The sequence below is a fragment of the Streptomyces sp. NPDC088400 genome (assembly GCF_044753355.1).
In the GTDB taxonomy this organism is placed as follows: Bacteria; Actinomycetota; Actinomycetes; order Streptomycetales; family Streptomycetaceae; genus Streptomyces.
The window spans coordinates 351949-376120 of the sequence record NZ_JBIVMZ010000009.1 but is presented as its reverse complement, the minus strand read 5'-3'; the positions used below and the strand labels follow the sequence as shown (position 1 = coordinate 376120).

The 24172-nt window shown below is 70.9% G+C and carries 13 protein-coding genes; 5 read left to right on the top strand and 8 right to left on the bottom strand.

Annotation, left to right across the window (positions count from 1 at the left end; all coding sequences use genetic code 11):
• Positions 1-70 precede the first annotated feature (70 nt).
• Together eccB and eccD are read right to left on the bottom strand one after the other, a co-directional pair.
• Positions 71-1519, bottom strand: coding sequence for a type VII secretion protein EccB (gene eccB / locus ACIQD6_RS24115; RefSeq protein ID WP_401885541.1), 1449 nt, complete (start codon positions 1517-1519; stop codon positions 71-73).
• A gap of 18 nt (positions 1520-1537) precedes the next feature.
• Positions 1538-2938 (bottom strand): type VII secretion integral membrane protein EccD, encoded by a 1401-nt coding sequence (gene eccD / locus ACIQD6_RS24110; protein WP_401885538.1) that lies wholly within the window; start codon positions 2936-2938, stop codon positions 1538-1540.
• A gap of 276 nt (positions 2939-3214) precedes the next feature.
• On the opposite strand from eccD, the gene eccCa reads away from it, so the two are divergent.
• A complete protein-coding gene (gene eccCa, locus ACIQD6_RS24105) occupies positions 3215-7183 on the top strand; it encodes a type VII secretion protein EccCa (protein ID WP_401885596.1) in 3969 nt (1322 codons plus the stop codon).
• A gap of 234 nt (positions 7184-7417) precedes the next feature.
• On the opposite strand, the gene ACIQD6_RS24100 is transcribed toward eccCa, so the two are convergent.
• Positions 7418-8611, bottom strand: a complete 1194-nt coding sequence (locus tag ACIQD6_RS24100) for a S8 family serine peptidase (protein WP_401885536.1) — start codon at positions 8609-8611, stop codon at positions 7418-7420.
• A gap of 434 nt (positions 8612-9045) precedes the next feature.
• Here ACIQD6_RS24100 and ACIQD6_RS24095 point away from each other — a divergent pair, with 434 nt between their 5' ends.
• Together ACIQD6_RS24095 and ACIQD6_RS24090 are read left to right on the top strand one after the other, a co-directional pair.
• On the top strand, positions 9046-12366 hold the full coding sequence (locus ACIQD6_RS24095; protein ID WP_401885535.1) for a right-handed parallel beta-helix repeat-containing protein: 3321 nt from the start codon (positions 9046-9048) through the stop codon (positions 12364-12366).
• A gap of 160 nt (positions 12367-12526) precedes the next feature.
• Positions 12527-14683: an NB-ARC domain-containing protein gene (locus tag ACIQD6_RS24090; RefSeq protein ID WP_401885533.1), complete on the top strand. Its 2157-nt coding sequence runs from the start codon at positions 12527-12529 to the stop codon at positions 14681-14683.
• Here the strand turns inward: ACIQD6_RS24090 and ACIQD6_RS24085 are convergent.
• Positions 14596-15192 (bottom strand): transcriptional regulator, encoded by a 597-nt coding sequence (locus ACIQD6_RS24085; protein WP_401885532.1) that lies wholly within the window; start codon positions 15190-15192, stop codon positions 14596-14598. The genes ACIQD6_RS24090 and ACIQD6_RS24085 overlap by 88 nt on opposite strands.
• Positions 15189-16442, bottom strand: coding sequence for a hypothetical protein (locus ACIQD6_RS24080; RefSeq protein WP_401885530.1), 1254 nt, complete (start codon positions 16440-16442; stop codon positions 15189-15191). The genes ACIQD6_RS24085 and ACIQD6_RS24080 overlap by 4 nt, the downstream gene beginning before the upstream one ends.
• 290 nt (positions 16443-16732) lie before the next feature.
• Here ACIQD6_RS24080 and ACIQD6_RS24075 point away from each other — a divergent pair, with 290 nt between their 5' ends.
• Both ACIQD6_RS24075 and ACIQD6_RS24070 read left to right on the top strand, forming a co-directional pair.
• The gene (locus tag ACIQD6_RS24075; protein ID WP_401885529.1) at positions 16733-19903 is read left to right on the top strand and encodes an AfsR/SARP family transcriptional regulator; all 3171 of its coding nucleotides are present in this window, start codon (positions 16733-16735) and stop codon (positions 19901-19903) included.
• A gap of 1137 nt (positions 19904-21040) precedes the next feature.
• Complete coding sequence (locus ACIQD6_RS24070) at positions 21041-21997, top strand: phosphotransferase enzyme family protein (protein ID WP_401885527.1); 957 nt, start codon at positions 21041-21043, stop codon at positions 21995-21997.
• A 99-nt stretch (positions 21998-22096) separates the two neighbouring features.
• Here the strand turns inward: ACIQD6_RS24070 and ACIQD6_RS24065 are convergent, their stop codons facing one another.
• The 3 genes from ACIQD6_RS24065 to ACIQD6_RS24055 form a co-directional block, all read right to left on the bottom strand.
• Positions 22097-22915 (bottom strand): SAM-dependent methyltransferase, encoded by an 819-nt coding sequence (locus ACIQD6_RS24065; protein WP_401885525.1) that lies wholly within the window; start codon positions 22913-22915, stop codon positions 22097-22099.
• Positions 22916-23040: 125 nt separating this feature from the next.
• Positions 23041-23274 (bottom strand): DUF397 domain-containing protein, encoded by a 234-nt coding sequence (locus ACIQD6_RS24060; RefSeq protein ID WP_401885523.1) that lies wholly within the window; start codon positions 23272-23274, stop codon positions 23041-23043.
• Positions 23274-24134 carry a helix-turn-helix domain-containing protein gene (locus tag ACIQD6_RS24055; protein ID WP_401885521.1) on the bottom strand — a complete coding sequence of 287 codons (861 nt, stop codon included), beginning with the start codon at positions 24132-24134 and terminating at the stop codon, positions 23274-23276. The genes ACIQD6_RS24060 and ACIQD6_RS24055 overlap by 1 nt, the downstream gene beginning before the upstream one ends.
• Positions 24135-24172: the final 38 nt, after the last annotated feature.

Sequence of the window (24172 nt, the reverse complement as noted above, 5' to 3'; positions counted from 1 at the left end):
CTAGACACGCGTTCGCTTTAGGTGGTTCCCGGTGGAGATCTCACCCTGGTGAAACCCCATGAGATGAATCTCACTCCTTGCCGCACCGTGGTGCGGTCGTGCCGCTCCGGCCCAACGCGGCGGCCTCCGGCGTCAGATCAGGCCCCGTCGGCAGCATCGCCAGCAGCGGCGACGGGAGTCCCCGCGCCTGGCCTTCCGAGTAACCGAACGCCGCGAGCGCGTCCGCCGAGCCCACCCGGTACTTCATGCCGGTGTCCGTCACCAGATAGACCGTGGCGCCGACTTTGCTCCCGCCCGCGCCCAGCGCGCGCACCAGGGCCCCGCCGCCCGGCGGCACGGTGATCCTGCCGACCCGCAGACAGGCCGGCGTCAGCCCCTCGGCCGGCGCCTGGGCCTCCGGCCCGAGCTCGCCCGCCCCGACCAGGGCCACACTGATCCGCGGGCCGGGGTTGTCGGACTCGACCCGTACACAGGCGGTCCGGTCCTCCGGTACGGCCACCGCCTCCGGCGGCGCCTCGGGGAGGTCCGCGTCGTGCACCGACTCGCCCGCTCCCGGCGCGAGATGACCGCTCAGTACGTCCGCGCCCAGCACGGCCACCTTCGCGGCGCCGCCCCCGTACACCTTCTCGCGGGTCTCCGGGGCGCCGAGCAGCAGCGCGGCGCCGGTGGCGGTGAGCGGGGTCAGGCCCTCGCTCCGCAACAGGTAGTAGCGCTCCGCGGAGCCGGGCACCGTGACCCGGAAGACTTCGCCGACCTTGGTCGCCCGGCCGCCGAGCGACGGTCCGTCCTCGCCCATGTCCGGCACGTCCTGCGGGGTCAGATCGGGCCCCGACGGCAGGGAGTTGAGGAAGGACGCCGACACGGGCGCCAGCGGTGTGGAGCCGTAACCGAGGGCTTCCCTGGCGCGGTTGTCCTTGTCGAGCCGCAGTTTGCTGCCCCGCCACACCAGATAGCCGGCCTTGTCGGGCCCGGCCACCAGCAGTGTCTTCGAGGTGGCCAGGCCGGACGCGTCGGACTGCGCGCCCACGGCGAGGATCGTGCCGGCCGGGCCGGTGCTGCCGCCCGAACACACCTGCCACGGGCCGGTGTCCAGGTCCCCGCTCGCCGGCAGCGCGTCGGGAGCCCCGGTGATACCGACGGGTGCCCCGTGCGGCGTACCGCTCAATGAGCCGGTGCCGACGGCGGAGGCCTTCATCTTGGCGCCCAGGAGCAGCCGCGCCGAGGCGTAGTTGCGTACCGGCCGCAGCCGCCCGTCCAGATAGAGATAGCGGGAGCCGGTGTCCTTGTTGACGACGAGCGTTCCGGATGCCCGCCAGGAGTCCTTGGTGCCCGGCTTGAGCAGACCGAGGACGAACGCCCCGGCCGACAGCAGGACGGCGATCACCACACCGATGACCACACCCCTGTTGGTCCTGCCCTGCGGGCTCTCCGGGGCGTCCGGGTCGGCGCGCAGCATGCCCGAGGTCAGCCGCCCCATGATGAACATGTGCGCCTGAACCTGATCACGTTTGTTCTGCATGGCAGCGTCCCCTCCGGTTCAGCCGTTGATGGCGCGCAGCATGCCGTACACGCCGAGCACCCACAGGCCCAGGGGCAGCAGGCTGATCGCCAGGCCCGTGTGCAGGATCTCCCCGAGGCGTCCCCAGTACGGGACGAGGCGCCGCCCGGGAACGGTCCAGGAGGCGATGGCGACCGCCGCCGTGGCCGCCAGCAGGCCCGCGGCCGACACCAGTCGCATGCCCGGCGAGTAGTCCGGTACGTAGACGATGACCAGCAGGAGCAGGCCTCCCACGCCCGGGATCACCAGGGAGAGGCGCTGCCAGATGTTCCCCAGGCCCTGCGCGTGCAGGATGAGCAGCAGGGCCAGCGCGACCGTCATGATCGTCTCGGCGAGCTCGGCCTGCCGGGCCAGTACGGCCAGGCAGGCGGCGCAGACCACGCCCACCGCCCCGTACAGCGAGGTCATCCAGCCGTCGGCGAGGATGGCGCGGGCCGACACCGAGGCGGTGGAGTGCGGTTCGATGCCCTCCTGCAACTGCTGTGCGTTGGTCGGCAGGGGCGGCATGCGCATCCCCGACATGCGGAACGACAGCGAGGGGACGAACGCGCCGAGGATCACCGCGACGACGGAGAGGATCCCGGCGGTGTGCACCGGAGCCAGGTCCGTGGCGATGATCAGGACGGCGGCGAGCGCGCCGAACACCGAGATCACGGCGACGCCGAGGTAGAGCGCGGCGAACGAGGCCACGATGGCCAGCGCGAGGACCGCGCCGCCCGCTCCCGCCGCGCAGGCGGCGAGCAGCCGCGCGCCCAGCGTCTCGTACGCGTGCGGGCCGCTCAGCTGACCGCCCGGCAGCAGCCAGCCGGCCAGGGCCAGATACGGCCCCACCATGAAGCCCAGCACCGCTCCGGCGCCGGAGTCACCGACCGCGCGGCTCGCCGCGCCCGCGCCCGCGAGCAGCAACAGCCCCGCGGCGGCGGCGAACGCGGCCCTGGGGAGCGCGGAGCCACCCGGCAGCGCGATCACGATCATGCCGCCGACGAGCACCGCGATCACGACACCGAGCAGCGCCCACCGGCTGACCTTCGGGCTCCAGCCGTACGGGTGCTCCCGCATGGTGGTGGAGATGCCGTCCACCAGGTCGTCGAGGTGCACTTCGGGCAGTGCCTCGTTGCGGGGTCTGAGGTAGAGGGTCTCGCCGTCCCGCAACCCGTACGAGTCGAGGGTGCGTTCCTCGTCCATCGGTTCGCCGCCGAGGCGCTGAAGTATCCAGCCCCCGTGGTCGATACCGGCTTCTTCGAGATCGTCGCCGCCGTAGCCGAGGACGGCGGGCAGCAGGTCCGCGACGGGAACGTCGGCGGGTACGGCGAGATCGATGCTCTTGGCGGGGGCTCGTACCGTCAGACGGCACAGCTCGGCCACCTGATTGTCAGTCATCGGGATGGCTCACGCTTCTCCGTTGGTACTACTGAGAATGGGACGGAACGCTGGATGACGCGCCACCGAACGTCACGCGTCGCTGTCGCGCTCCAGAACAAGCTGAATGGGGCCGGTTGGTATCGGCCAGCGGGACGATCGTAGTATCAGCCGCCTGCCGTGGACGATGTGGCCTGTGGCACAGACTTTCTCATGACGAGTGGGCGTCCCAGCCCGTCAACGACGTTCTGCCCCGCTCTCCCTCACCCTGCCCCGTAAGGAGACGGTTCCTTGAGTGTGGTCCTGTTCCGCCGCCCGGCCCGACGCCGCGGCCCGGAGATGCCCGACGGGGAGCTGAATCTCCAGGAGCCGCCGACGCTCCCCGAAGTGGTGCCCGACACCTCCGCCGTGTGGACCTATCTCCCCATGGCACTCATGTCCGTTTCCATGATGTTCATGTTCATGCGTCCCGGCATGACCAGGGGCAGCGGCGGATTCATCTATCTCGCCCTGGGTCTCATGGTGGTGGCCTCCGCCGCCATGCTGATCGGCCAGATGATGAAGCGCAGCGCCGAGCGCAAGCAGAAGCTCAAGGGCGAGCGGCGCGACTACCTCCGCTACCTCACCCAGATCCGGCGCAAGGTGCGCGGCGCCGTCGTCGACCAGCAAAAGGCGCTGGCCTGGCGCCACCCCGAGCCCGCCGCGTTGTGGTCGATGGTGGGCACCACCCGGCTGTGGGAACGCAGGCCGCGCGACGAGGACTTCGGCGAGATCCGGGTGGCGGTCGGCGACCAGAAGCTGGGCCTGAAGCTGACCCCGAACGCCACCACCCCCGTCGAGGACCTGGAACCGCTCAGCGCACACGCGCTGCGCAGCTTCATCCGCGCCTACGCGACCGTGCCCGACCAGCCCATCGCGCTCTACCTGCGGGCCTGGGCCCGGATCCTGTTCCGGGGCGACGAGGAGCGGATACGTTCCGTCGCCCGCGCCCTCGTCGCCCAACTGGCCACCTTCCACTCGCCGGACGACGTGTGGATCGCGCTGTGCGTCTCCGACGAGCGGCGCGCGGACTGGGAGTGGGCGAAGTGGCTCCCGCACAGCCTCCACCGGCACGACACCGACGGAGCGGGCCCCACCCGGATGACGGTCTCGGCCTTCAACGAGCTGGAGGACCTGCTCGGCGCGGAGTTCCTGGAGCGGCCCCAGTTCGACCCGGACGCCGTCGCCGGGCGCGAGGAACCGTTCACCGTGATCGTGGTGGACGGGGGCACCATCCCCGGCGGCCACCGCCTGGACGGCCCCGGCTTCCGCAACACCGTCGTACTGGACCTGACCGGCGCGCTCAGCTGGCGGCCCGGCCGGGTCACCCTCCGCTTCGAGGTGACGGAGGACTCCTTCGCGCTGGTACGCACCGACCGGGACCGCAAGGAGCAGACCACGCGGCTCGGCACCCCGGACAGCTTCGGCCCGACGGCCGCGACGGCCCTGGCACGGCGGCTCGCCCCGTACCGCATGGGCATGGGCGGGGGTTCGGACGCCTCCGAACCGCTGGCCACGAACGTCGAACTGACCACGCTGCTGGGCATCCCGGACCTGCACCGCCACGAACCGCCCGAGCTGTGGCGGCAGAACGTCGGATCCAACCGGCTGAAGGTGCCGATCGCGCTCGGCGCGGACGGCGAACCGGTGGAACTCGACATCAAGGAATCCGCGCAGGGCGGCACGGGCCCGCACGGCATGCTCATCGGCGCCACCGGCTCCGGCAAGAGCGAACTGCTGCGCACCCTCGTCCTCGCGCTCGCCCTCACGAACTCCTCGGAGACGCTCAACTTCGTCCTCGTCGACTTCAAGGGTGGCGCCACCTTCCTCGGCCTGGACGAACTGCCGCACACCTCCGCCGTGATCACCAACCTGGCCGGCGAGGCGGCACTCGTCTCCCGTATGCAGGACGCCCTGCACGGTGAACTGATGCGCCGTCAGGAACTGCTGCGGTCGGCCGGCAACTACACCTCGGCCCTGGACTACGAGAAGGCGCGGGCCTCCGGCGTCGCGCTGGAACCGATGCCCAGCCTGTTCGTCGTCGTCGACGAGTTCAGCGAACTGCTCGCCGCACACCGCGAGTTCATGGAGCTGTTCGTGATGATCGGCCGGCTCGGCCGAAGCCTCGGCGTGCATCTGCTGCTCGCCTCGCAGCGCCTCGACGAGGGCCGTATGCACCAGCTGGAGAGCCATCTCTCCTACCGGATCGGTCTACGTACCTTCTCCGCCATGGAGAGCCGTGGCGTCCTGGGCGTGCCGGACGCCTACCAGCTGCCGCCGCACCCCGGCAGCGGCTTCCTCAAGTCCGGTGTGGAGGCGCTCGCCCGCTTCCGTGCCGCGTACGTCTCCGGCCCGTACCAGCAGCGGCGCGGCAGCGCCAACCAGGCGCGAGTGGCCAGCCAGACCGTGCCGTGGACCAACAGCTACGTCGTACCGCGGCAGTTGCCCGACACACCGGAACCCGAGCCCGTGCAGGAGGAGGAGACCGGCGACACACTGCTGTCCGTGGCCGTGGAACGGCTCCAGGGCGCCGGCCCGCCGGCCCACCAGGTGTGGCTGCCGCCGCTGGACCTGCCGGCGACGCTCGACCAGGTCCTGCCGCCGCTCACCCCGGACCCCGAACTCGGGCTGACCACCGTGGGCTGGGCGAACCGCGGCAAGCTCACCATCCCGATCGGCATCGTCGACCGGCCCTTCGACCAGCTCCGCGACCTGCTGACCGTCGACCTCTCGGGCGCGGGCGGACACATCGCCATCGCCGGTGGCCCGCAGAGCGGCAAGAGCACGATGGTGCGCACCATCCTGACGGCGCTGGCGCTCACCCACACGCCCCAGGAAGTGCAGTTCTACTGCCTCGACTTCGGTGGCGGCACGCTCGCGGGGCTCAACGGACTGCCCCACATGAGCGGGGTCGCGGCACGCCTGGACACCGAGCGGGTGGGCCGTACGATCTCCGAGGTCACCTCGCTGCTGGAGGCGCGGGAGCGGTTCTTCCTCGACCAGGGCATCGACTCCATGGCGAGCTTCCGCCGCCGCCGTGCCGCCGGGGAGTTCCCCGACGAGAAGCACGGCGACGTGTTCCTGGTGATCGACGGCTGGTCGACGGTCCGCCAGGACTTCGACCGGAAGGTCCAGACGTTCGGCGCGATCGCCGCGCGCGGCCTCAACTACGGCATCCACCTGATCGTCACCACCGCCCGCTGGGTGGAGCTGACCTCGTCGATCCGCGACCAGGCCGCGACCCATCTGGAGCTGCGGATGGGTGACGCCATGGACTCCGAGATCGACATGCGCCGCGCCGCGACCGTACCGCGGCTGCCCGGCCGGGGCCTGACCCGTGAGGGCAAGCTCCACTACCTCACCGCGCTCCCCCGGATCGACGGGGTGGAGTCGGCCGACGATCTGTCCGAGGGTGTCGCCGGCCTTGTCGCGGCGCTCAAGGAGAGCTGGCAGGGCCCGCCGGCCCCACGGGTACGGATGCTGCCGGCCAAGCTGCCGATCGCCGAACTGCCCGCGCCCGAGGGCGACTTCCGGGTTCCCATCGGCCTGGAGGAGGAGCGGCTGTCCACTGTGTGGCACGACTTCTCCGAGACTCCGCACATGATCGTGGTCGGCGACACGGAGAGCGGCAAGACCAACATGCTGCGGCTCACGGCCAAGGCGATCATGGACCGGTACACCCCGGCCGAGGCCCGGATCATGGTCGTGGACTACCGCCGCGCCCTGGTGGAGGCGATCCCGGACGAATACCGCCTCGGGCACGCGGTGTCCATGGACGCGCTGAAGGAACTGATCGCCGGCGCCGCCCGGGCGGTCACGGCACGCCTGCCGGGCGAGGACATCTCCCCGTCCCGGATGCGGCTGGCCGACTGGTGGACCGGCCCGAGGCTGTTCATCCTGGTCGACGACTACGACATGCTGGGCACGAGCCCGATGAACGCGCCGTTCGACCCGCTGCTGAATCACCTCGCGCTCGGCTACGAGGTGGGCCTGCACCTGATCGTCTCCCGCTCGGCGGCCGGCGCGGGCCGCGGCCTGGGCGAGATCCTGCTGCGACGCATGCAGGAGGTCAACACCCCGACCCTGCTGCTGTCCTGCCCGCCGTCGGAGGGCTTCATCCTCGGCAGCCTCAAGGGCCGCAACCTGCCGCCGGGGCGCGGGACGCGGATCACCCGTCGCAAGACGATGCAGGTGCAGACGGCGATGCTGGGGGACGGAGACATCTGACCGGGCCGGGGCCTTCGGGCCCTGACGAGCCGTGGCGAGCCGTGGCTGGGCCCTTCCCGAACCGGGAAGGGCCCTTCCCGTTCCGGGCCCCTGACGGGCCGGCGTACGGGCCAGCCGTACCGAAATTCCCGGGATACGGAGTTCCAGGTACGGGTGGGGCTGCTCGTACCCCTGGCCTCCCCCGCGAGCCCCGGCCGCGGGGGGCGACGCGAGCCCCGCGCCGTAAGACAGGGTCTACCTTCCCGCCGGGCGCCAGCCGCGCGCGCGGCCTCGGGGGATCACCACCGCCGCCGCGGCCACCAGGAGCACGATTCCCCCGCCCACCCCCGCGATGACCAGCGCTCGTTCGCGCGGTACGGCGGAGAAGGCGGGCGGGACCACTGCCGCCGCCGGCCGCGGCCTGTCGCCCTGACGCTCCGTCAGTACGGCCGTCAGCGCGGCGTACGGGTCCAGCCGCGGCGGCGCCGCCGGGTAGGCCGCCACCGTGAGCTGCCGGGAGACCTCCGCCGCCGACATGTCCGGATGCCGCGTCCGCACCAGCGCCGCCGCGCCCGCGACGTTCGCGGCGGCGAGCGAGGCGCCCGAGCCGATGAAGTGGCCCGAGCCCTCGGGGCCGACGCTCACCACCGCGTCGCCGGGCGCCGCCAGGTCCGCGCCGGGTACCACCGGGGCGTTGTCCGGGCGGCCCCCGTCGGGGCCGTAGTCCGTCACGGCCAGCACCCCGGGGGCGGCCGCGGGCCAGTACCAGGGCTCCGGCTTCTCGGTGTCGCCGGTGGCTCGGTCCTTGGGCAGCGCGTCCGGGGCGAGCGGGGCGACGACGAGGGCGTCCTTCTCGCTCGCGTACTCCACTGCCGCCGTCAGCACGGACTTGCCGGTGGCCAGCGCCTGTCCGACGTAGATGACGGAGGCCCCGGCATCGGCGGCCTCCCGTATCCCGCCGGCGAGTTGGTCCGCCGTGGCCTGGCCCCGCTGGTCCGTGCCCTGTACGGCCAGGATCCGCGCCTGGGGCGCCACCCCCGCCAGGCCCTTGCCCCCGGTGCGTGTCGCGGCGATCAGGCCGGCCGCGAAGGTGCCGTGCCCGACACAGTCCTGGCCCGCGCCACCGAGCGCCGTGACCCGGCCGGACAGCCCGGCCGCGTCCTGCCCCACCCCGGTGTCCACGACCGCGACCGTCGTCCCGGCCCCCCGCGAGAGCGTCCGGGCCCGTTCGAGCCCCAGCGCCCCCGACGTCCACGATTCGGCCTCGGCCTTCTTCGCCGAGGCCTCCACGCACGGCTCGTCCGGCCCCAGGGCGGACCGTACGACAGGCAGTCCGACGGATTCCGCGGCGGCGGGCGCCGCTCCGGCGACGGTCAGCGGTACGGCCACCAGCAGGGCGGCGGCCACCGCCGACGCGACCGGACGGCGGTGGATACGAGCACAGTCCATGGCGCGCATGATATGCGCCGCCGGTGGAGGCGGAACGTACAGGTGGGGGCCGTGAGTTCAGGAACGGGCGGAGGCCGGACGTACGGGAACAACCAGACCTACGAAAACGGGAACAACCGGACCCAGGGAAACGGGAACAACCGGACGTACGGAAGCAGATGGAGGCGCGACGTGTGGAGGGACGAACGGCCGGCGCGACGCCCCGAAGAGCACCGGCCGGACACCGGAAGGGCAAGCGACGGCCGACGGGCACACGGCGCCCCGCGCGGGTGCGCCCGGCCGACAACGTGAACTCCTCCCTCTCGCCTGGAAGATCTCAGCATCGTTCCCGTAGCCTTCAACGCGTGCGCACAGCCGTACGAAGATCCTCTCCCCCGTTCCGCCCCGGGCGGGGAAGACCGGCGGCAGCGGCACCACAACGAGGAGGTTCGAGCGTGTCACGGCAGTTGCTCACGGTCTGCCCGGAACAACCGGAGAGCTTCCGGACGATCGGTGAGGCTCTGGCTCAGGCGCGTACCGGTGCGGTGATCCGGGTCCGGCCCGGCCGTTATCCCGAGAACCTCACGGTCAAGACCCGCGTCACCATCGCCGCCGAGGGCGAGCGGGGCAGCGTGGAGATCTGCCCGCGCCGGGGCACCGCGATCCTCCTGGTCGCCGACGCCGTGATGCTCACCGACCTGACGCTGCGCGGCGGCAGCGAGGACCTGCCGGTGGTGGACTCCCCGCGCGGCCAGGTCGCCATGGACGGCTGCACGGTCGTGGGCTCGGGCTGGACGGCCGTGATCGCCCGGGACACGGGCTCCGTGGCCATGCGGGACTGCCGGGTCAGCAACCCGGACGGCGCCGGAGTCGTGGACTCCGCGCCCACCGGCAGCACCGTCGCCGATTCCGTCCTGGAGAATTTCGGCACGTCCGCCGTCGTCATGGGCGAGCAGGCCCGTACGACCGTGCGCGGCTGCCGGTTGCGCGACGCCCGCGCCAACGGCGTACTGGCCAGCGGCGAGTCGCAGGGGCTGGTGGAGGACTGCGAGATCTCCGGCACCGACAAGCCCGCCATCGCCCTGGAGGGCCGGAGCAGCACCCGCGTCCTGCGCACCACCGTCCGGGGCAGCGCGGTCGGTGTCTACATCACGAGCGGCTCGCGCCCGTCCCTGGAGTACGTGACGGTCACGAACACCACGGGCCCCGGCTTCATGCTCGCCTCGAACGCCGATCCCGAACTGCTGGGCTGCCGCACCTCACGCACCAAGGGCAGCGGTCTCGCCGTCACCGAGCGCTCCCGGGGCACCTTCCAGGACTGCGAGTTCGACTCCGCGGCCGAGCCCGCGATCCGGGTGATCGGCTCCAGCGCGCCCAGCCTCACCGGCACCGTGGTGCGGGACTGCGCCGACAAGACCGCCGCCGTCCTGCTGGAGGAGGAGTCCGCGCCGGAGTTCGACGGACTGGTGGTCGCGGACTCGGCCGCCACCGCGATCCGGATACGCACCGGCGCCAATCCGCTGGTGCGCCGCGCGCGGATCACCTCTCCGGGCGGCCACGGCGTGGAGGTGATCGAGGACGGGCGCGGCCGGCTGGAGCACTGCGAGATCGAGAAGGCGGGCGCCACCGCGGTCCGTATCGCCTCGGGCGGCAATCCAGAGATCCGCGACACGGTCATGAACGCGGCGGCCGAGGCCTCGGTCTCCGTCGGCTCGGAGGGCCTCGGCACCGTACGGGACTGCCGGATCGAGAACAGTTCGGCGTCCGCCGTCGTCGTGGAGAACGGCGGCGAACTGTCCGTGGTCCGCGCCCACATCATGGACTCGGGCGCCCACGGCGTCCTGCTGTCGAGCGGCGCCCGCGCCTCCCTCAACGCCTGCCAGATCACCGGCTGTCTCGGGGACGGCGTCCGGATCGACAGCACCGAGACGGTCTCCGTCGTCGGCTGCTCGGTCCGGGACAACCGCGGGGCGGGCCTGCGGCAGTCCCGCGCGAGCGAGCGGCTCACGGTGGAGGACCTGAACAGCGCGGGCAACGTCACACCGGACGCCTGGGGCGACACGCTGGTCGAGATGGGCGCGGCGGGAGGAGCCGCCGGCGACAAGGCCAAGGTCCCCGAAGGTCCGCTGGAGGAGCTGGAGTCGCTGGTCGGCCTCGCCGACGTCAAGCACCAGGTACGTACGCTCGTCAACCTCAACCAGCTCGCCCAGCGCCGCGCCCAGCTCGGCATGCCGGTCCCGCCGATGAGCCGCCACCTGGTCTTCTCGGGCCCGCCCGGCACCGGCAAGACCACCGTCGCCCGGCTGTACGGAGGCATCCTGGCGGAGCTGGGAGTGCTGCGTTCCGGGCATCTGGTGGAGGTGTCGCGGGCCGACCTCGTCGCGCAGATCATCGGTGGCACGGCCATCAAGACCACCGAGGCGTTCAACGACGCCCTCGGCGGTGTGCTGTTCGTCGACGAGGCGTACACCCTTCTCTCCGACAGCAAGGGCTCCGGCGCGGACTTCGGCCGTGAGGCCGTCGACACCCTGCTGAAGCTGATGGAGGACCACCGCGACGACGTCGTCGTCATCGCCGCGGGCTACACCGACGAGATGGGCACCTTCCTCTCCTCCAACCCGGGCCTGGCCTCCCGGTTCACCCGTACCATCGAGTTCGCCAACTACGCGGTGGACGAGCTGGTGACGATCACCGAGAGCATGTGCGAGGCCCATCGCTACGAGCTGGACCCGCGGACCCTGGACGCCCTCGCCCGGCACTACGAACTGATGCCGCGCGACGCCACCTTCGGCAACGGCCGTGCGGCCCGCCGGGTGTTCGAGGAGATGGTGGACCGGCAGGCCTTCCGGCTCAGTTCCATGAAGGACCCGGCGGAGAGCGACCTGACGCTCCTGCTGCCCGAGGACGTGACGCCGGACACCGCCACCGGCGCGGACTCCGGCCCGGACTCGGTGCAGTTGCTCGCCGAGCTGGACGCCATGGTCGGCCTGGCGGCCGTCAAGAACGAGGTGACCGCCCTGGTCAACCTGCTCACCGCCACCAGACAGCGCGAGGCCGCCGGGCTGCCCACCCCGAAGATCAGCCAGCACCTGATCTTCTCCGGCCCGCCCGGCACCGGAAAGACCACCGTCGCCCGGCTCTACGCGGACCTGCTGCGCTCCCTCGGTGTCCTGCCCAAGGGCCAGCTCGTCGAGGTGGCACGCGCCGACCTGGTGGGCCGCTACGTGGGCCACACCGCGCAGAACACCAAGGAAGCCTTCGAACGGGCCATAGGCGGTGTGCTGTTCGTCGACGAGGCGTACACCCTCACGCCCGAGGGCTCGTCCTCCGACTTCGGCCGCGAGGCGGTCGACACCCTGCTCAAGCTGATGGAGGACCACCGCGACGAGGTCGTGGTCATCGCCGCGGGCTATACGGAGGAGATGCAGCGCTTCCTGTCCTCCAACCCGGGCCTGGCCTCGCGGTTCTCCCGTTCGGTCGAGTTCGAGAACTACACCACGGACGAGCTGATCGAGATCCTGACCAAGCACGCCTCGGGCTACGGGTACGACTCCGCCCCGGAAACGCTCAAGGCGCTGCACACCTACGTGGACGCCCTGCCGCGCGACCGTTCCTTCGGCAACGCCCGCACGGCCCGCCAACTGCTGGAGACCATGATGACGAGGCAGGCGGGCCGCATCGGCGCCCTGCCCGCACCGGACCTGGACGACCTGCGCCTGCTGCTCCCGGCGGACCTCCCTCCGCTGTCCGTCCCCGCCTCGCAGCGAACGGGCTGAGAGGCGGCCGGCCCCGGGCAGCCCTGAGTGGACTGACCGGGGCCGTGACCGTCACCACGGGTGCCGGAGAGCCAGATCACCCCTCGCGCGGTGGATATCGATTGCGCGCACGGAAAGGATTCCTCCCACAGGCGGTACTCACGCGGTCGGAGGGGGACGGGTGCGGGGGCATGAGCGTGGAGACCACAACGAACTGAGCGGTACGGTGCACGGCGCCGCTGTACAGGCCGGGGCGGTGTACGGCGGCATCCACATCGGTGCCGGGGCCGCCTCGGGAGCGCGGGCACCGCAAGTGCCCTGGCAGCTCCCGCCGTCGGTCCCTCTCACCGACCGCTCGGCGGAGCTGGACGCGCTGGAGCGTCACCGAACCCGCGCCGAACGGGCGGGCCATCCCATGCTGACGGCGGTCAGCGGTCTGGGCGGGGTCGGCAAAACCGCCGTCGCGCTGGCCTGGCTGCACTCGCTGCGCCCGCACTTTCCCGGCGGTCAGTTGTACGCGGACCTGGGCGGCCAGGCCTCGAACGGGCCGACGACGCCTGGCGAGGTCATCAACGGCTTCCTGCGGGTGCTGGGGGTACCGGCCGAACAGGTGCCCACGACACTCGCCGAACAGACGGCGCTGTACCGCTCGTTGACCGCAGATCGGCGGATCGTGGTGCTGCTCGACGATGTCGCCACCGCGGCCCAGGTCCGGCCGCTGCTGCCGGGGGGCCGGAGCGTGACGGCCGTGACGAGCCGATGGCGGATTCCGGGCCTGACCGTCGACGGCTGCTACGCGGTCCATCTGGAGCCCCTCGGCACGGAGGCCGCGGTCGAGTTGCTGGCGGCGACCCTCGGTGACGACCGGGTGGCCGCGCAGCCCGACGAGGCGCGCGCCCTGGTGGAGCTCTGCGCCGGCCTGCCGCTGGCGGTCCGCGTCGCCGGGGCCCGTCTCGCGGCCCGCCCGAGACGCCGTATCACCACGATGGTGCACGCACTCACCGAGGAACACGACCGGCTGGAGGCGTTGGCCATCGACGGCGATCACAACGTACGGGCGGCGCTGGATCTGTCGTACCACGGGCTGCCCCCGGGGGCAGCCCGGCTCTACCGGCTGCTGGGGCTGCACCCGGGCCGGGAGTTCGACGGCGTGGCCGCTTCGGCCGCGCTGGCCGGGGACGCGACAGAGCCGCTCGACACCCTGCATGACGCGAATCTGCTCATCGATGTCGGGGAGGAGCGCTACCGCTTCCACGATCTCGTACGGCTGCACGCCGCCGCGAGGGCGGCGGCGGACGACTCCGCCGAGGACCGCGACGCGACGTTGCGCCGCATCGCCGACCACTACCTCGCGACAGCCACCCGCGCCGAGGAGATCATCGACCCTCAACACCGCACGCTCCCCCGCGACTACGGCGAAGGACCGGTGATCACGACGGATCTCGGCAATGACGCCGAGGACGCGCTGAACTGGCTGGAACGTGAACTGCCCAATCTGATGGCTGTCGTCCACCGTGCCCGCCCCGCGGGTTTCCCGACCGTGGGCTGGCAGCTCGCCGACGCTCTGTGGCCCCTCTTCCTGCGGCGCAAGTTCTACGGGCACTGGCGTGCGGCCCATGCGGAAGGGCTCGTCGCGGCGAGGGAGTTGGGTGACACCACGGCCGAATGCCGCATGCTCACGTCGGGTGGGGTGGGTGAACTCGGCTCGGGGAATCATGAGGGCGCCCTGGATATGTTCGAGGAGGCGGCCGGCATCTTCCGGAGCGGCGGTGACGCCCGCGGCCATGCCCGCACCCTCAACTACCGGGGACTGGCCCACCAGAGACTCGGCCACCTGGACCGGGCGGCCGAGCTCTTCTCACGTGCCGCCGCGGAGTTACCCAGGTGCGGCGATCCACGGGCCGGCGGACTGGCCCGGCTCAACCTGGCCGATGTCGCCCTCGCACGAGGACTCCCCGAGGAGGCGATCGCCGACGCCGACGCCGCCCGCCGCGTCCTCGCGGACGAGGGCGACACGTACAACGCCGCCCGCGCGGCCAGACTTCTGGGCCGCGCGCTCCTCGATCAGGCGCCCCTCGACCACGGTCTGCTCGACCGGGCGGAGGAGCTCCTGTCCGGCGCGCTGACCACGTTGCGTGGCATGGCCGCCGACTCCGAGACAGCCCGCACCGTGGAAAGCCTGGCCCGGCTCTCCGAGCGGCGCGGGCAGCCCGGCCGCGCCCGGAATCTCTACCGGGAGGCGCTGGATCTCTACTCCGCGGCGGGCCGGTCGGAATCGGCCGACGCCCAGGGCGTACGACTCCGGATCGAACAGCTGGAGGGCGATGCCACGGCCTGAGCCCGCCGCAGCCGCACCGACGCCGATCCCAGTGCCTCGGCCGGCAGCCCGGCCACCAGGCAGGTGTGGGCCAGCGAGGCCCAGATCCCCCAGCCAGGCGCCGGGGCCCGCCGGGCTCGCAGCGTCAGTGTCGGGCCGTCGGCACCGAAACGCATCCAGCAGTCGGGGCCACGATGCACCGCCACCACCAGGGCGCCCGGATGGCACGCCGCCAACTGCGCGGCGCTCTCGGCTCCTTCGCCCTCCCTCAGCAGTACGTCGGCGAGCTGGGCCCACCGGCCCGGCGCGGGGAGATCGACACGCAGATGCTCGTCCACGACCGGGGCGTCGGAGTCCAGCCGTACCAGCGCGACCCGGACCCGGAGAACCGGCCCTCGCACCCCGGCCGAGCCGGGGACTGCCGAGCCGGGCGCCACCGCGCCGAACTCGACCGCCTCGGACATGGCCACGTCGTAGTCGGTCGCCTCGGACACGGCCGCCTCGGACACGACGACACTCGGCGCCGTCACAGCGCTGCGCTGCCGGGCTCGTCGTGGCGCACCGTGAGCGGCAGGCGCGCCGGCTCCACCGTCTGTCGTATCGCGGGTGCCCGCAGGCGGAGCTTCCGGTAGATCAGCGCGCGCATCTTGCGGGCGAACTGCCCCGGCTCGGAGGTGATCCGGGCCGCGACGCGTTCGTGACGCAGCGCGTCGTACGCCGTGGAGCTGCGGCTGAGCTGCGGGCGCAGGGGCCGGTCCCCGCGCAACCGGGGTGCGAAGCGACGCAACTCCGCCAGGGGGGAGCCGGGGTCCACCTCCGCCTCGGGGAGGCCGGCCATCAGTACGGGGGCGCCGGTCATGACGCCGTAGAGCGAGACGGAGCCATGGTCGCCCACGATGTAGTCCGCCGCGACGAGCGCCCCGACCCAGTCGCCGTACTGGCTGATCAGCGTGAGCCCCGCGCGCTCCAGCCCCGCCAGCCAGCTGCGGATCTGCCACTCGCCGTGGGCGTTCCAGACGTGCGGGTGCAGCAGCGCGGCGACGCGGTACTCGTCCCGGGGCAGTTCGTGGACCAGTCGCTCCAGCGACTCCCAGTTCCGCCCCAGCAGCGAGTCGGACCCCCAGGTCGAACAGGCGAGGACCAGCCGCTGCCGGGCCCTGGTGTGCAGAGCCTCGCGGTAGAGCGCGCGCGAGGGCAGGCTCGCCATGATGCGGTCGAAGCACGGGTCGCCGACCACTTCCGCCGCCGGCAGGGCTTCGGGGCACTCACGGCCGAGGCGGGTCAGCTCTTCGTGGTGCGCCAGGACGATCGCCTCGGGCACCACCGTGCCGTCCCTGATCAGCCGTTGCCTGCTGAGCCCGTACACACCCCGCTCCGCCACCAGCCGCCCGCGCCGCCCGCCTGGGGTGATCTTGTTGTGCCCGGCGCCGTGCGGGAGCACGATCACGGGGGCGTGGAGTTCGTGGAGGCCGCCGTGGCTCGCGGCCAGCGCGAGGTCGAACTCCGTCTGCACCGCCTGGCTCCATGGCAGAACCAGCCCTTTGAGCTGGTCGAGAAAGGTGGCGACGCCATTGCTGAAGACATCGGGCGCCGAGGTGAAGAACACCTGCACCTGCGAGTCGCCCGCCAGCAGTCGCACCGCCTCGAGCAGCCGCTGCCCCGAGACCACCGTGTGCACGACGGCCAGGACCCTTCTACGGATACGGCGGGTGGCCCAGCGCTCGACGTCAAGGCGCACCGGCACATGACGCCACTGGGTTTCCGGCACTGTCACACTCATCAGATCAATCCCCCGGTTCTTCTCAAGTCCAGTGATCGGTCCGCTCTGCCGCGACGATCCGGCGCGGCCACGTACCAGAGTTCCCCCGGAGGTTGGACGGTCGGCTTGCAGGAATCCTGCATTCCCCGGGCAGCGGTCGTGGCGATGGGCAACCGGGGGGTGTGCGCCCGCCGCGCTCCTGTGCGCCGTTCTCTGCTACTCCTGGCCCCGCGGAAAGAATGGGACGAATGCCATAGAAATATTCAGTCGCTGCCTGAGGCGGCAGGAAAGAAGCACACCTATCGGGGGCGATGGTGGAACTTCTTGCTCTGGGATCCCTTGAGTTGTGGCATGAGCAGCAGCGGCACGCGCTCGGCTCGGTGAAAGAGCTCTGTGTGTTGGCCGTTTTGGTCCACGCCCGGGGCGAGCCGGTCACCGTGGACACGCTGATGGACCGTGTCTGGGACGGCGACCCTCCGCCAACAGCCGTGGGCACCATGCAGACTTACCTGTCCAGGCTGCGGCGACGGCTGCATCACGCGGTCGGTGACCTGGCCGGGATAGACCGACCCTCCCCACGCCTCTACCGGCTCCTCGCGGATCCGGAGGACATCGATCTGCTGCGGTTCCAGCGGTTGCGGAAGGCTGGCACCGCGGCTGCCGGAAGAGGGGAGCGGGAGGCGGCCATCAGCCTGCTGCACACCGCCGAAGGCCTCTGGCGAGGTGAGCCGCTGGCCGAATTCACCGGGAGCTGGACCGTGTCGGCGCGCGCCCGGCTGATCGAGGATCACCGCCGGGTACGGGAGGAACGGATCCGCCTTGAGCTGGAGTTGGGGCGGCACGCGGATCTCATCGGCGAACTGCGCGAAATGGCGTCGCAGAATCCGCTCGCCCAGAAGGTGGTCGCCTCACTGATGCTGGCTCTGTACCGCTCCGGGCGGCACGACGAGGCTCTCACCCTGTACCGGACCACACACCGGCGCCTCCATGAGGAGCAGGGCATCGAGCCCCGGACGGAACTCCAGGAACTGCATCGGCGCATTCTCGACCAGGACCGAACGCTCATGGAGACACACCCGGGCGCCGTCGCGTCGGCGGCTGCACCGGGCTCTCGCAACAACCTCCCCCGGGACACTCGGGATTTCACCGGGCGTACCGGCGAGCTGCGCATTCTGCTCTCGGAACCGGTGTCCGACAACAACGGGACCAAGGCCCTTCCGCTGACCGTGATACACGGGATGCCCGGCGTCGGGAAGACCGCACTGGCCATCCACGCCGCACACCAGCTGAGCTCGTCTTACCCGGATGGCTCGTTCTACGTCGATTTGCACGCCTACAGTGGCCACCCACCCCATGAACCGGCCGAGGCGCTCGCCGTCCTTCTCCGGGCCACGGGTTCATCCGGAGAGCTGCCGGCCTCGCTCGACGAACGTGTCGCCAGATGGCGGGAGTGGACCGCCCGCCACCGTGCGCTCGTGGTACTCGACAACGCCAAGGACGCCGCACAGGCCAGTCCCCTGCTGCCGGGTACTCCCACCTGCCGGGCGATCGTGACCAGCCGGAACCGACTGGCCGGGCTGGAAGGCGCCACATCGCTCTTCGTGGACGTCCTGTCAGGGGCGGAGGCGGCCACGCTGTTCACCCGGGTCGCCGGCGCCGCTCGACTGGCCCCCGACTCCGAAGCCCTGGGCCAGGTCGTGGACGCGTGCGGTTGCCATCCGCTCGCCCTGCAGATGACGGCGAGCCACTACCGCCACCGGGACTCCTGGGACCTGCGCCATCTACTCGACCGACTGACCCAGGCGGCGGACCCACTCGACGAGTTCGACGCGGCCGTCACCTCGGCCTTCCGGCTCACGTACGCCGAACTGAGCACTCCGGCGCAGACACTGTTCCGCCGCGTGGCGCTGCATCCGGGCCCTGACATCACCCTCCGGGCGGCAACCGCACTCGCCGGACCGGAGACGGGGACGAATTCCGGCACGAAAGCCTGGGCCGGCTCCGTACAGGTCCGCAGAAGCCTGGAAGAACTGCTGGACTGCCACCTGCTCGAAGAGCCCGTACGCGACCGCTATCGCCTCCACGACCTCGCCCGCGCTTTCGGCCTCCAGATCTGTATCCGGACCGAGCCGGAACCCACCCGTCAGGAGGCGGTCGACCGGCTCCTCGCCTACCACCTGACTACCGCCCACCGTGCCGACCGCCTCGCGAATCCCAACCGTCGGGCGCTTCCTCTGCCCCCCGAACGGATCTCTCCGCACGCGATCGAACTCGCCGACCCGGACGAGGCGTCGGTGTGGCTCACCGTGGAACGCGCCAACATCCTGGCGGTCGCGCGTACGGCGGCTGCCGAGCGACCGGACTACGCCGCACTGTTCCCGCACGTACTGGCCAAGTCGCTCAAGACATGGGGAACATGGGACATCGCGGCCGAGCTCTACAGAGCCGCCGTGCCCGCCCTGCGCGCGAACGGCGACCGAGCGGCTCTCGCACGGACCCTGATGGAGCGCGCGGACGTGCTGGCACAGAAGGGTCACGACGAGGCCCTGCGCTGTGCGACGGAGGCCCTGTCCCTCTTCCGGGATCTCGACGACCCGCACGGCTGCGCCGATGCCCTGTTCCAATCGGGCCGTGCCCACCTGGCGGCGGGCCAGCACGACACGGGCCTGCGGCTCGTGGACCAGTCGCTCGGGCTGTACCGGGTGGTTCACGACCGGCACGGCGAGGCCGAGTGTCTCAATCTCCAGGGCATGGTGCTGTCTCGAGCCGGCCAGTACAACGAGGCGATCCGCAAGGTGCGGGCCATGCACGACATCTACGAGGAGATGAACGACCTGTACGGGGTGGCTCAAGCCCTCAACAACGAGGGCGAGTTGCATGCCCTTCAGGGACGTGACGCGGACGCCCGCGACTGCTACGAGCGCTCGCTGGTGCTGATGCGGCGGCGCGGCGGAAGGCAACAACTGGCGATTTTGGAGACCAACCTGGGGGCGCTCAATCAGGCGACCGGGCAGACCGCACTGGCACTGGCCTGCTTCCAGCGGGCTCTCGACAGCCACCGGGCCGGCGGCGACACCCTCGGCGAAGCGAATGTGCTGATCAACATGGGCACGGCATACGCGGAGACTCAGCGAAGAGACAAGGCCCTGCTGCATTTCAACCTGGCGGAGAAAGTGGCCCGCGGTATCGACAATCCGTACGAGCGTCAGCGCGCGCTGATCGGGGTGGCCGATGTTCAGCGCGATTCGGGACGGTTCGACATCGCGCTGAGAGTTTATGAGCAGGCGCTTGACGTGGCTCGGAGCATCGAATTCCCACTGGGTTGCGCACACGCGCTCGCGGGACTCGCGCGAACCACCCTGTTCTCGCACCGAATCGAACTGGCCCGGCAGTACGGGAGAGAGGCCATCGCGCTCTACCAGAGCCTTGAAGCGGAGGCGGAGGCAGAGGGCCTGCGGCGCCTCCTGCGGGCCACGGCGTGACCGGCTCCTGATCACATGCTCAGAGAGCCGGCCCCTTTACCGATGAACCGGATCAGACGCTTACGCGGCTGCCCCGCTCCATCCCGCGCGCCACATCCACTGGAACACGTTCGCCAAGACGGTACACCCCGTTTGAACCGACTCGACGGCAGTGGCTATGACGGCTTTACAGGTAGAGCTCACTTCACTCCTTACGTGTGAAAAGACGGTGACAACAGGTAGCGATCAACGTTGCTGCCTGGGAAGATACACGTCCGTGGACGCGTACGTAGAAACAGTTGCGAAGACGCGATCAAGGCGCTAGGAGGCGTCCGTCCCGCGTTCCCGCCGGCAACCACCGCAGGCGGTGTGTGTGAGCGATGAAGTGTGACCGATGGTGCGTGTTTCCGACCCCGCACCCGCGTGACCCACCGCGTTCAAGGGAGCGGCGGAGCCGTCGGTGAGACCGGACGACGTCGTCAGCACACACGGCACACGACAGTTTGAGCTTGTGCCGCCTGACCGGTGATCGACTTACTCACACACCGACAGGATCGCGCCCTGATTTTCCGCAGCCGCGGCTCCGCCCACGGTGACCGAGGGGACGAACCCCGGACGCTCCATATGCCCCTTCTGTGCAGACAGGGCGATTCCCTCCCGCATTCGCCGCTCGCCCAATACCCGCCGGCAACGCTCTCCTGCCGGCCGGCAGGCAGCCGACACCCGCGCAGCCGCTCCCCCGGAGGAGCTCTTCCGGCATTCCGGACCGTACCGCCGGCCCGGTCCCGTACCCTCGCCTCACCGCCCCGCGCGATCCCCCGGTCGGGTGGCCGCCCACCTCACGGGTGATTCGAACGCGCCCTTACGGTCGGCCACCCGCACCTGGCACGGCCTTCGAGTTCACCTCGAACGTTTGTTCTATGATTCCCCCGGCGTCCCCCGTTACAAGCCCTTGATCAGGGGCGTTGTCCGGACGTCCGTCCCGACCGCAGCGAACCCCGGAGGAATCATGCGACCTGTCCCCGCTCCCCTTGGCGTCACCCCCGGACATCCCGCGTTCGAGAACGCCGGTGCGCCCCGCCCGTCGAGCACCCGCCCGGTTGACGCCCCGCGCCGCCGCGTGGCCCTGTCATCACGACCGTCACCGAGGTGGGGGGCATGAGTCACGAGCAGAGCCGGGGCCACGCTCCCCTCCCCCTGCACGCCAAGGTCCTGCCGTCGCCACTGCGGGCATGGGCCGAGCGCGTCGTAGGACCTCTCTCCGCCGTGGAGGACACGTCGCATCCGCGCGCGAGTTCGCGCGTCTGGGGTGTCACCGACAGCCGTGGACGGCGCTTCTTCCTGAAGCAGTCACCGGCGCCCACGTTCTACGAACGCGAGACCTTCGGGTACCAGTCCGCCGTGCCGGCCCTGGGATACGGACACGCACCGAGGCTCGTGGACAGCGATGCCCACCGGCTGGCGCTGCTGCTGACCGCCGTGCCCGGCACGCCCGTGTCGCGGCTGGCCCTCATCCCCGCCGAACACCGTTCCGTACACCGCCAGTTCGGCGCCCTGCTGCGGCGGCTGCACGGCTCGGAGAAGCTGCCGGCCGGGGCCCGCCGCGACGCCGAAGCGGCGATCGGGCGCACAGCCGCCGACGCCGGGGTACACCTCGCGCGCGCCGGTGACCTGCTGACCGACGGCAGGCGCGCGCTCGTCCGCCGCGCCGCCGACCATCTGCTCAGGCTGACCGACCGGCTCACGCCCGGCCATATCCACGGCGACGCCCAGGAGCGCAACGCCCTGTGGTCGGGCCGGCTCGCAGGGCCCGGCCGGCTGGCAGGGTCCGGCCGGCTCGCGGTCATCGACTTCGAACGGTCCCGGTATGCCCCGGCCGTCCAGGATTTCGTACGGCTGGCCTGCGGGCCGTGGCAGGACCGCGACGACCTGCGCGCCGCGTTCTTCCAGGGGTACGGCCGGCCGCTGACCGACGCGGAGCGCCAGGCGCTGACGTGCCTGGCGGCGCTCGACGCCGTGAGCTGCCTCGCCTACGGGCCGGCCCACGGCGAACACGACGTCACCGCGCGGGGGTTGCGCACGATGGACCGGCTGGAGCGAGGGATCTTCGTATGACCCGGCCGGGTCATACGACCCGGGCGCCCCGGTCAGGTCGCATGACCCGGGCGCCTCGGCCGCGTCGTACGCTCCGGGCGCCCCGGACTCCCCGGCCCGTCAGGGCTTGCGGGCCACCCCCGCGTAGATGGACACCGCCGCGTCGGTGAGGCCGTCCTGCGGTTCGCCGTCGGGACGCCACTTGTGGGACACCACGACGCCCGGGTCGACCAGGTCCAGGCCGTCGAAGAAGCGGACGACCTCGTCCCGGGCCCGTACCTGAGCGGGTATGCCACCTCGGTGGTAGATGTCCACGGCCTTCTCCCAGACGTCCGGGGCGAAGTCCGGAGTGCAGTGGGAGAGAACCAGGTAACTGCCGGAGGGCAGGGCGTCGAGGAGGTACGCCACAATCTCGTACGGCCGGTCCTCGTCCGGAACGAAGTGCAGCAGCGCGTTGAGGGACAGGGCCACCGGGCGGTTCACATCGATCGTATGGTGCAGCCGCTCCGACCCGATGATGCCCTTCGGGTCCCGGACGTCCGCCTGGATGTACGCGGTGCGCCCCTCGGGCGTGCTGCGCATCAGGGCCTCGGCGTGGCGCAGGACGATCGGGTCGTTGTCGACATAGACGACCCGGGAGTCCGGGGCCGCCTCCTGGGCCACCTGATGGAGATTGGGGCGGGTGGGGATGCCCGTACCGATGTCCAGGAACTGGCGTATACCCGCCTCCTTGGCGAGCCAGCGCGTGGCCCGGTGCATGAACAGCCGGTTGGTCCGCGCGGTGATCTTGATGGTCGGCAACACCGACTCGACCTTGGCGGCGGCCGCCTTGTCGACCTCGTAGTAGTCCTTGCCCTCAAGGTAGTAGTCGTACATGCGGGCGGGGTGGGGCTTGGTGGAGTCGATCTCGTCGACCGCCGGGTGGCCGAGGTCCGTCATGCTGGTCCGTCCGTTTCTGAGGTCGCGGGGGGAGTGGATAGGGGCAGGGATGGCGAGAGCGGAGATGGAAAGGGCGGGGAAGGCCGGAGGGGGCGGGCAGGCCGGGCGGGTGGGGCGCCCGGCCGCTACAGCAGAAAGTCGGCGAGACCGCCCTTCGCGCCCTCGATGAACTCGGCCATGGCGGTTGTCGTGCAGATGAGGCTCGGCCCCGACGGGTCCGTGGACTGGCGGAGCGCGATGTACCCGCCGTCCACCTTCTTGGTCTCGACGCAACTGCCCCCGTTGGGACCGCTCCACGGCTTCTCCCAGCCATCGGCACCCAGCTCGTCGGCGGACATGCCGTTGCAAATGTCCGGCATCAGAGCTCCTTGCGTATCCCTTGAAGAAAAGCTCTGGTTGCGTCAACAGGGGCCGCACGGGCGGACATGTTGTCCAGGACTTCGAGGTAGGCGGCGATGTCGGGGCGCTGTTCCATATAGACCGCACCGGTCAGGTTCTCGGTGTAGACCACGTCCGGCAGTTCGGGGATGTCGAACCGGAAGAGATGGAAGGGTCCGAACGCCCCGAGATGCGGACCGACCGAGAACGGCATGATCTGCAAGGTCACATTCGACAGATCAGTGGCTTCGAGTAACCGGTCGACCTGCTTCCGCATGACCTCCGCGCCGCCCACAGGTCTGAGCAGAACCGCTTCCTCCATAAGGATCCACAGAATCGGCCCGTCCGGTTTGTCGAGCAGCTGCTGGCGCTTGATCCGCAGCGCGACACGCCGCTCCAGCTCCTCGGCGTTGCGGTGGGCACCCACCCGCAGCACCGCGCGCGCGTAGTCCTCGGTCTGCAGAAGACCGGGAACGTAGTGCGGTTCGTACGTCCTGATCAGACTGGCTTCGTCCTCAAGGCTGACATAGGCGCTGAACCAGCTGGGCAACGCGTCGCGGTAACGGTGCCACCAGCCGGGCCGGTTGGCGGCCTTGACCAGCTCGATGAACTCCTCGGCCTCGGTCTCGGCCACTCCGTACGCCTGGAGGAGAAGCCGGACGTACGGGAGCTTGAGGCTGACTTCCGAATTCTCCATCCGCCGAACGGTCAGCGGGGTCACATCCAGAACCTGGGCCGCCGTTTCGCGGGTCACCCCGGCGCTTTCACGCAGCGCGCCGAGGCGCTTGCCCAGGACGATTCGCAGGACTGTGGGTGCAGTTCCCGTACGGACCTCACTCACGTGCCGCCTCCTGACGCCGACTCATGTCACAAAGTCTG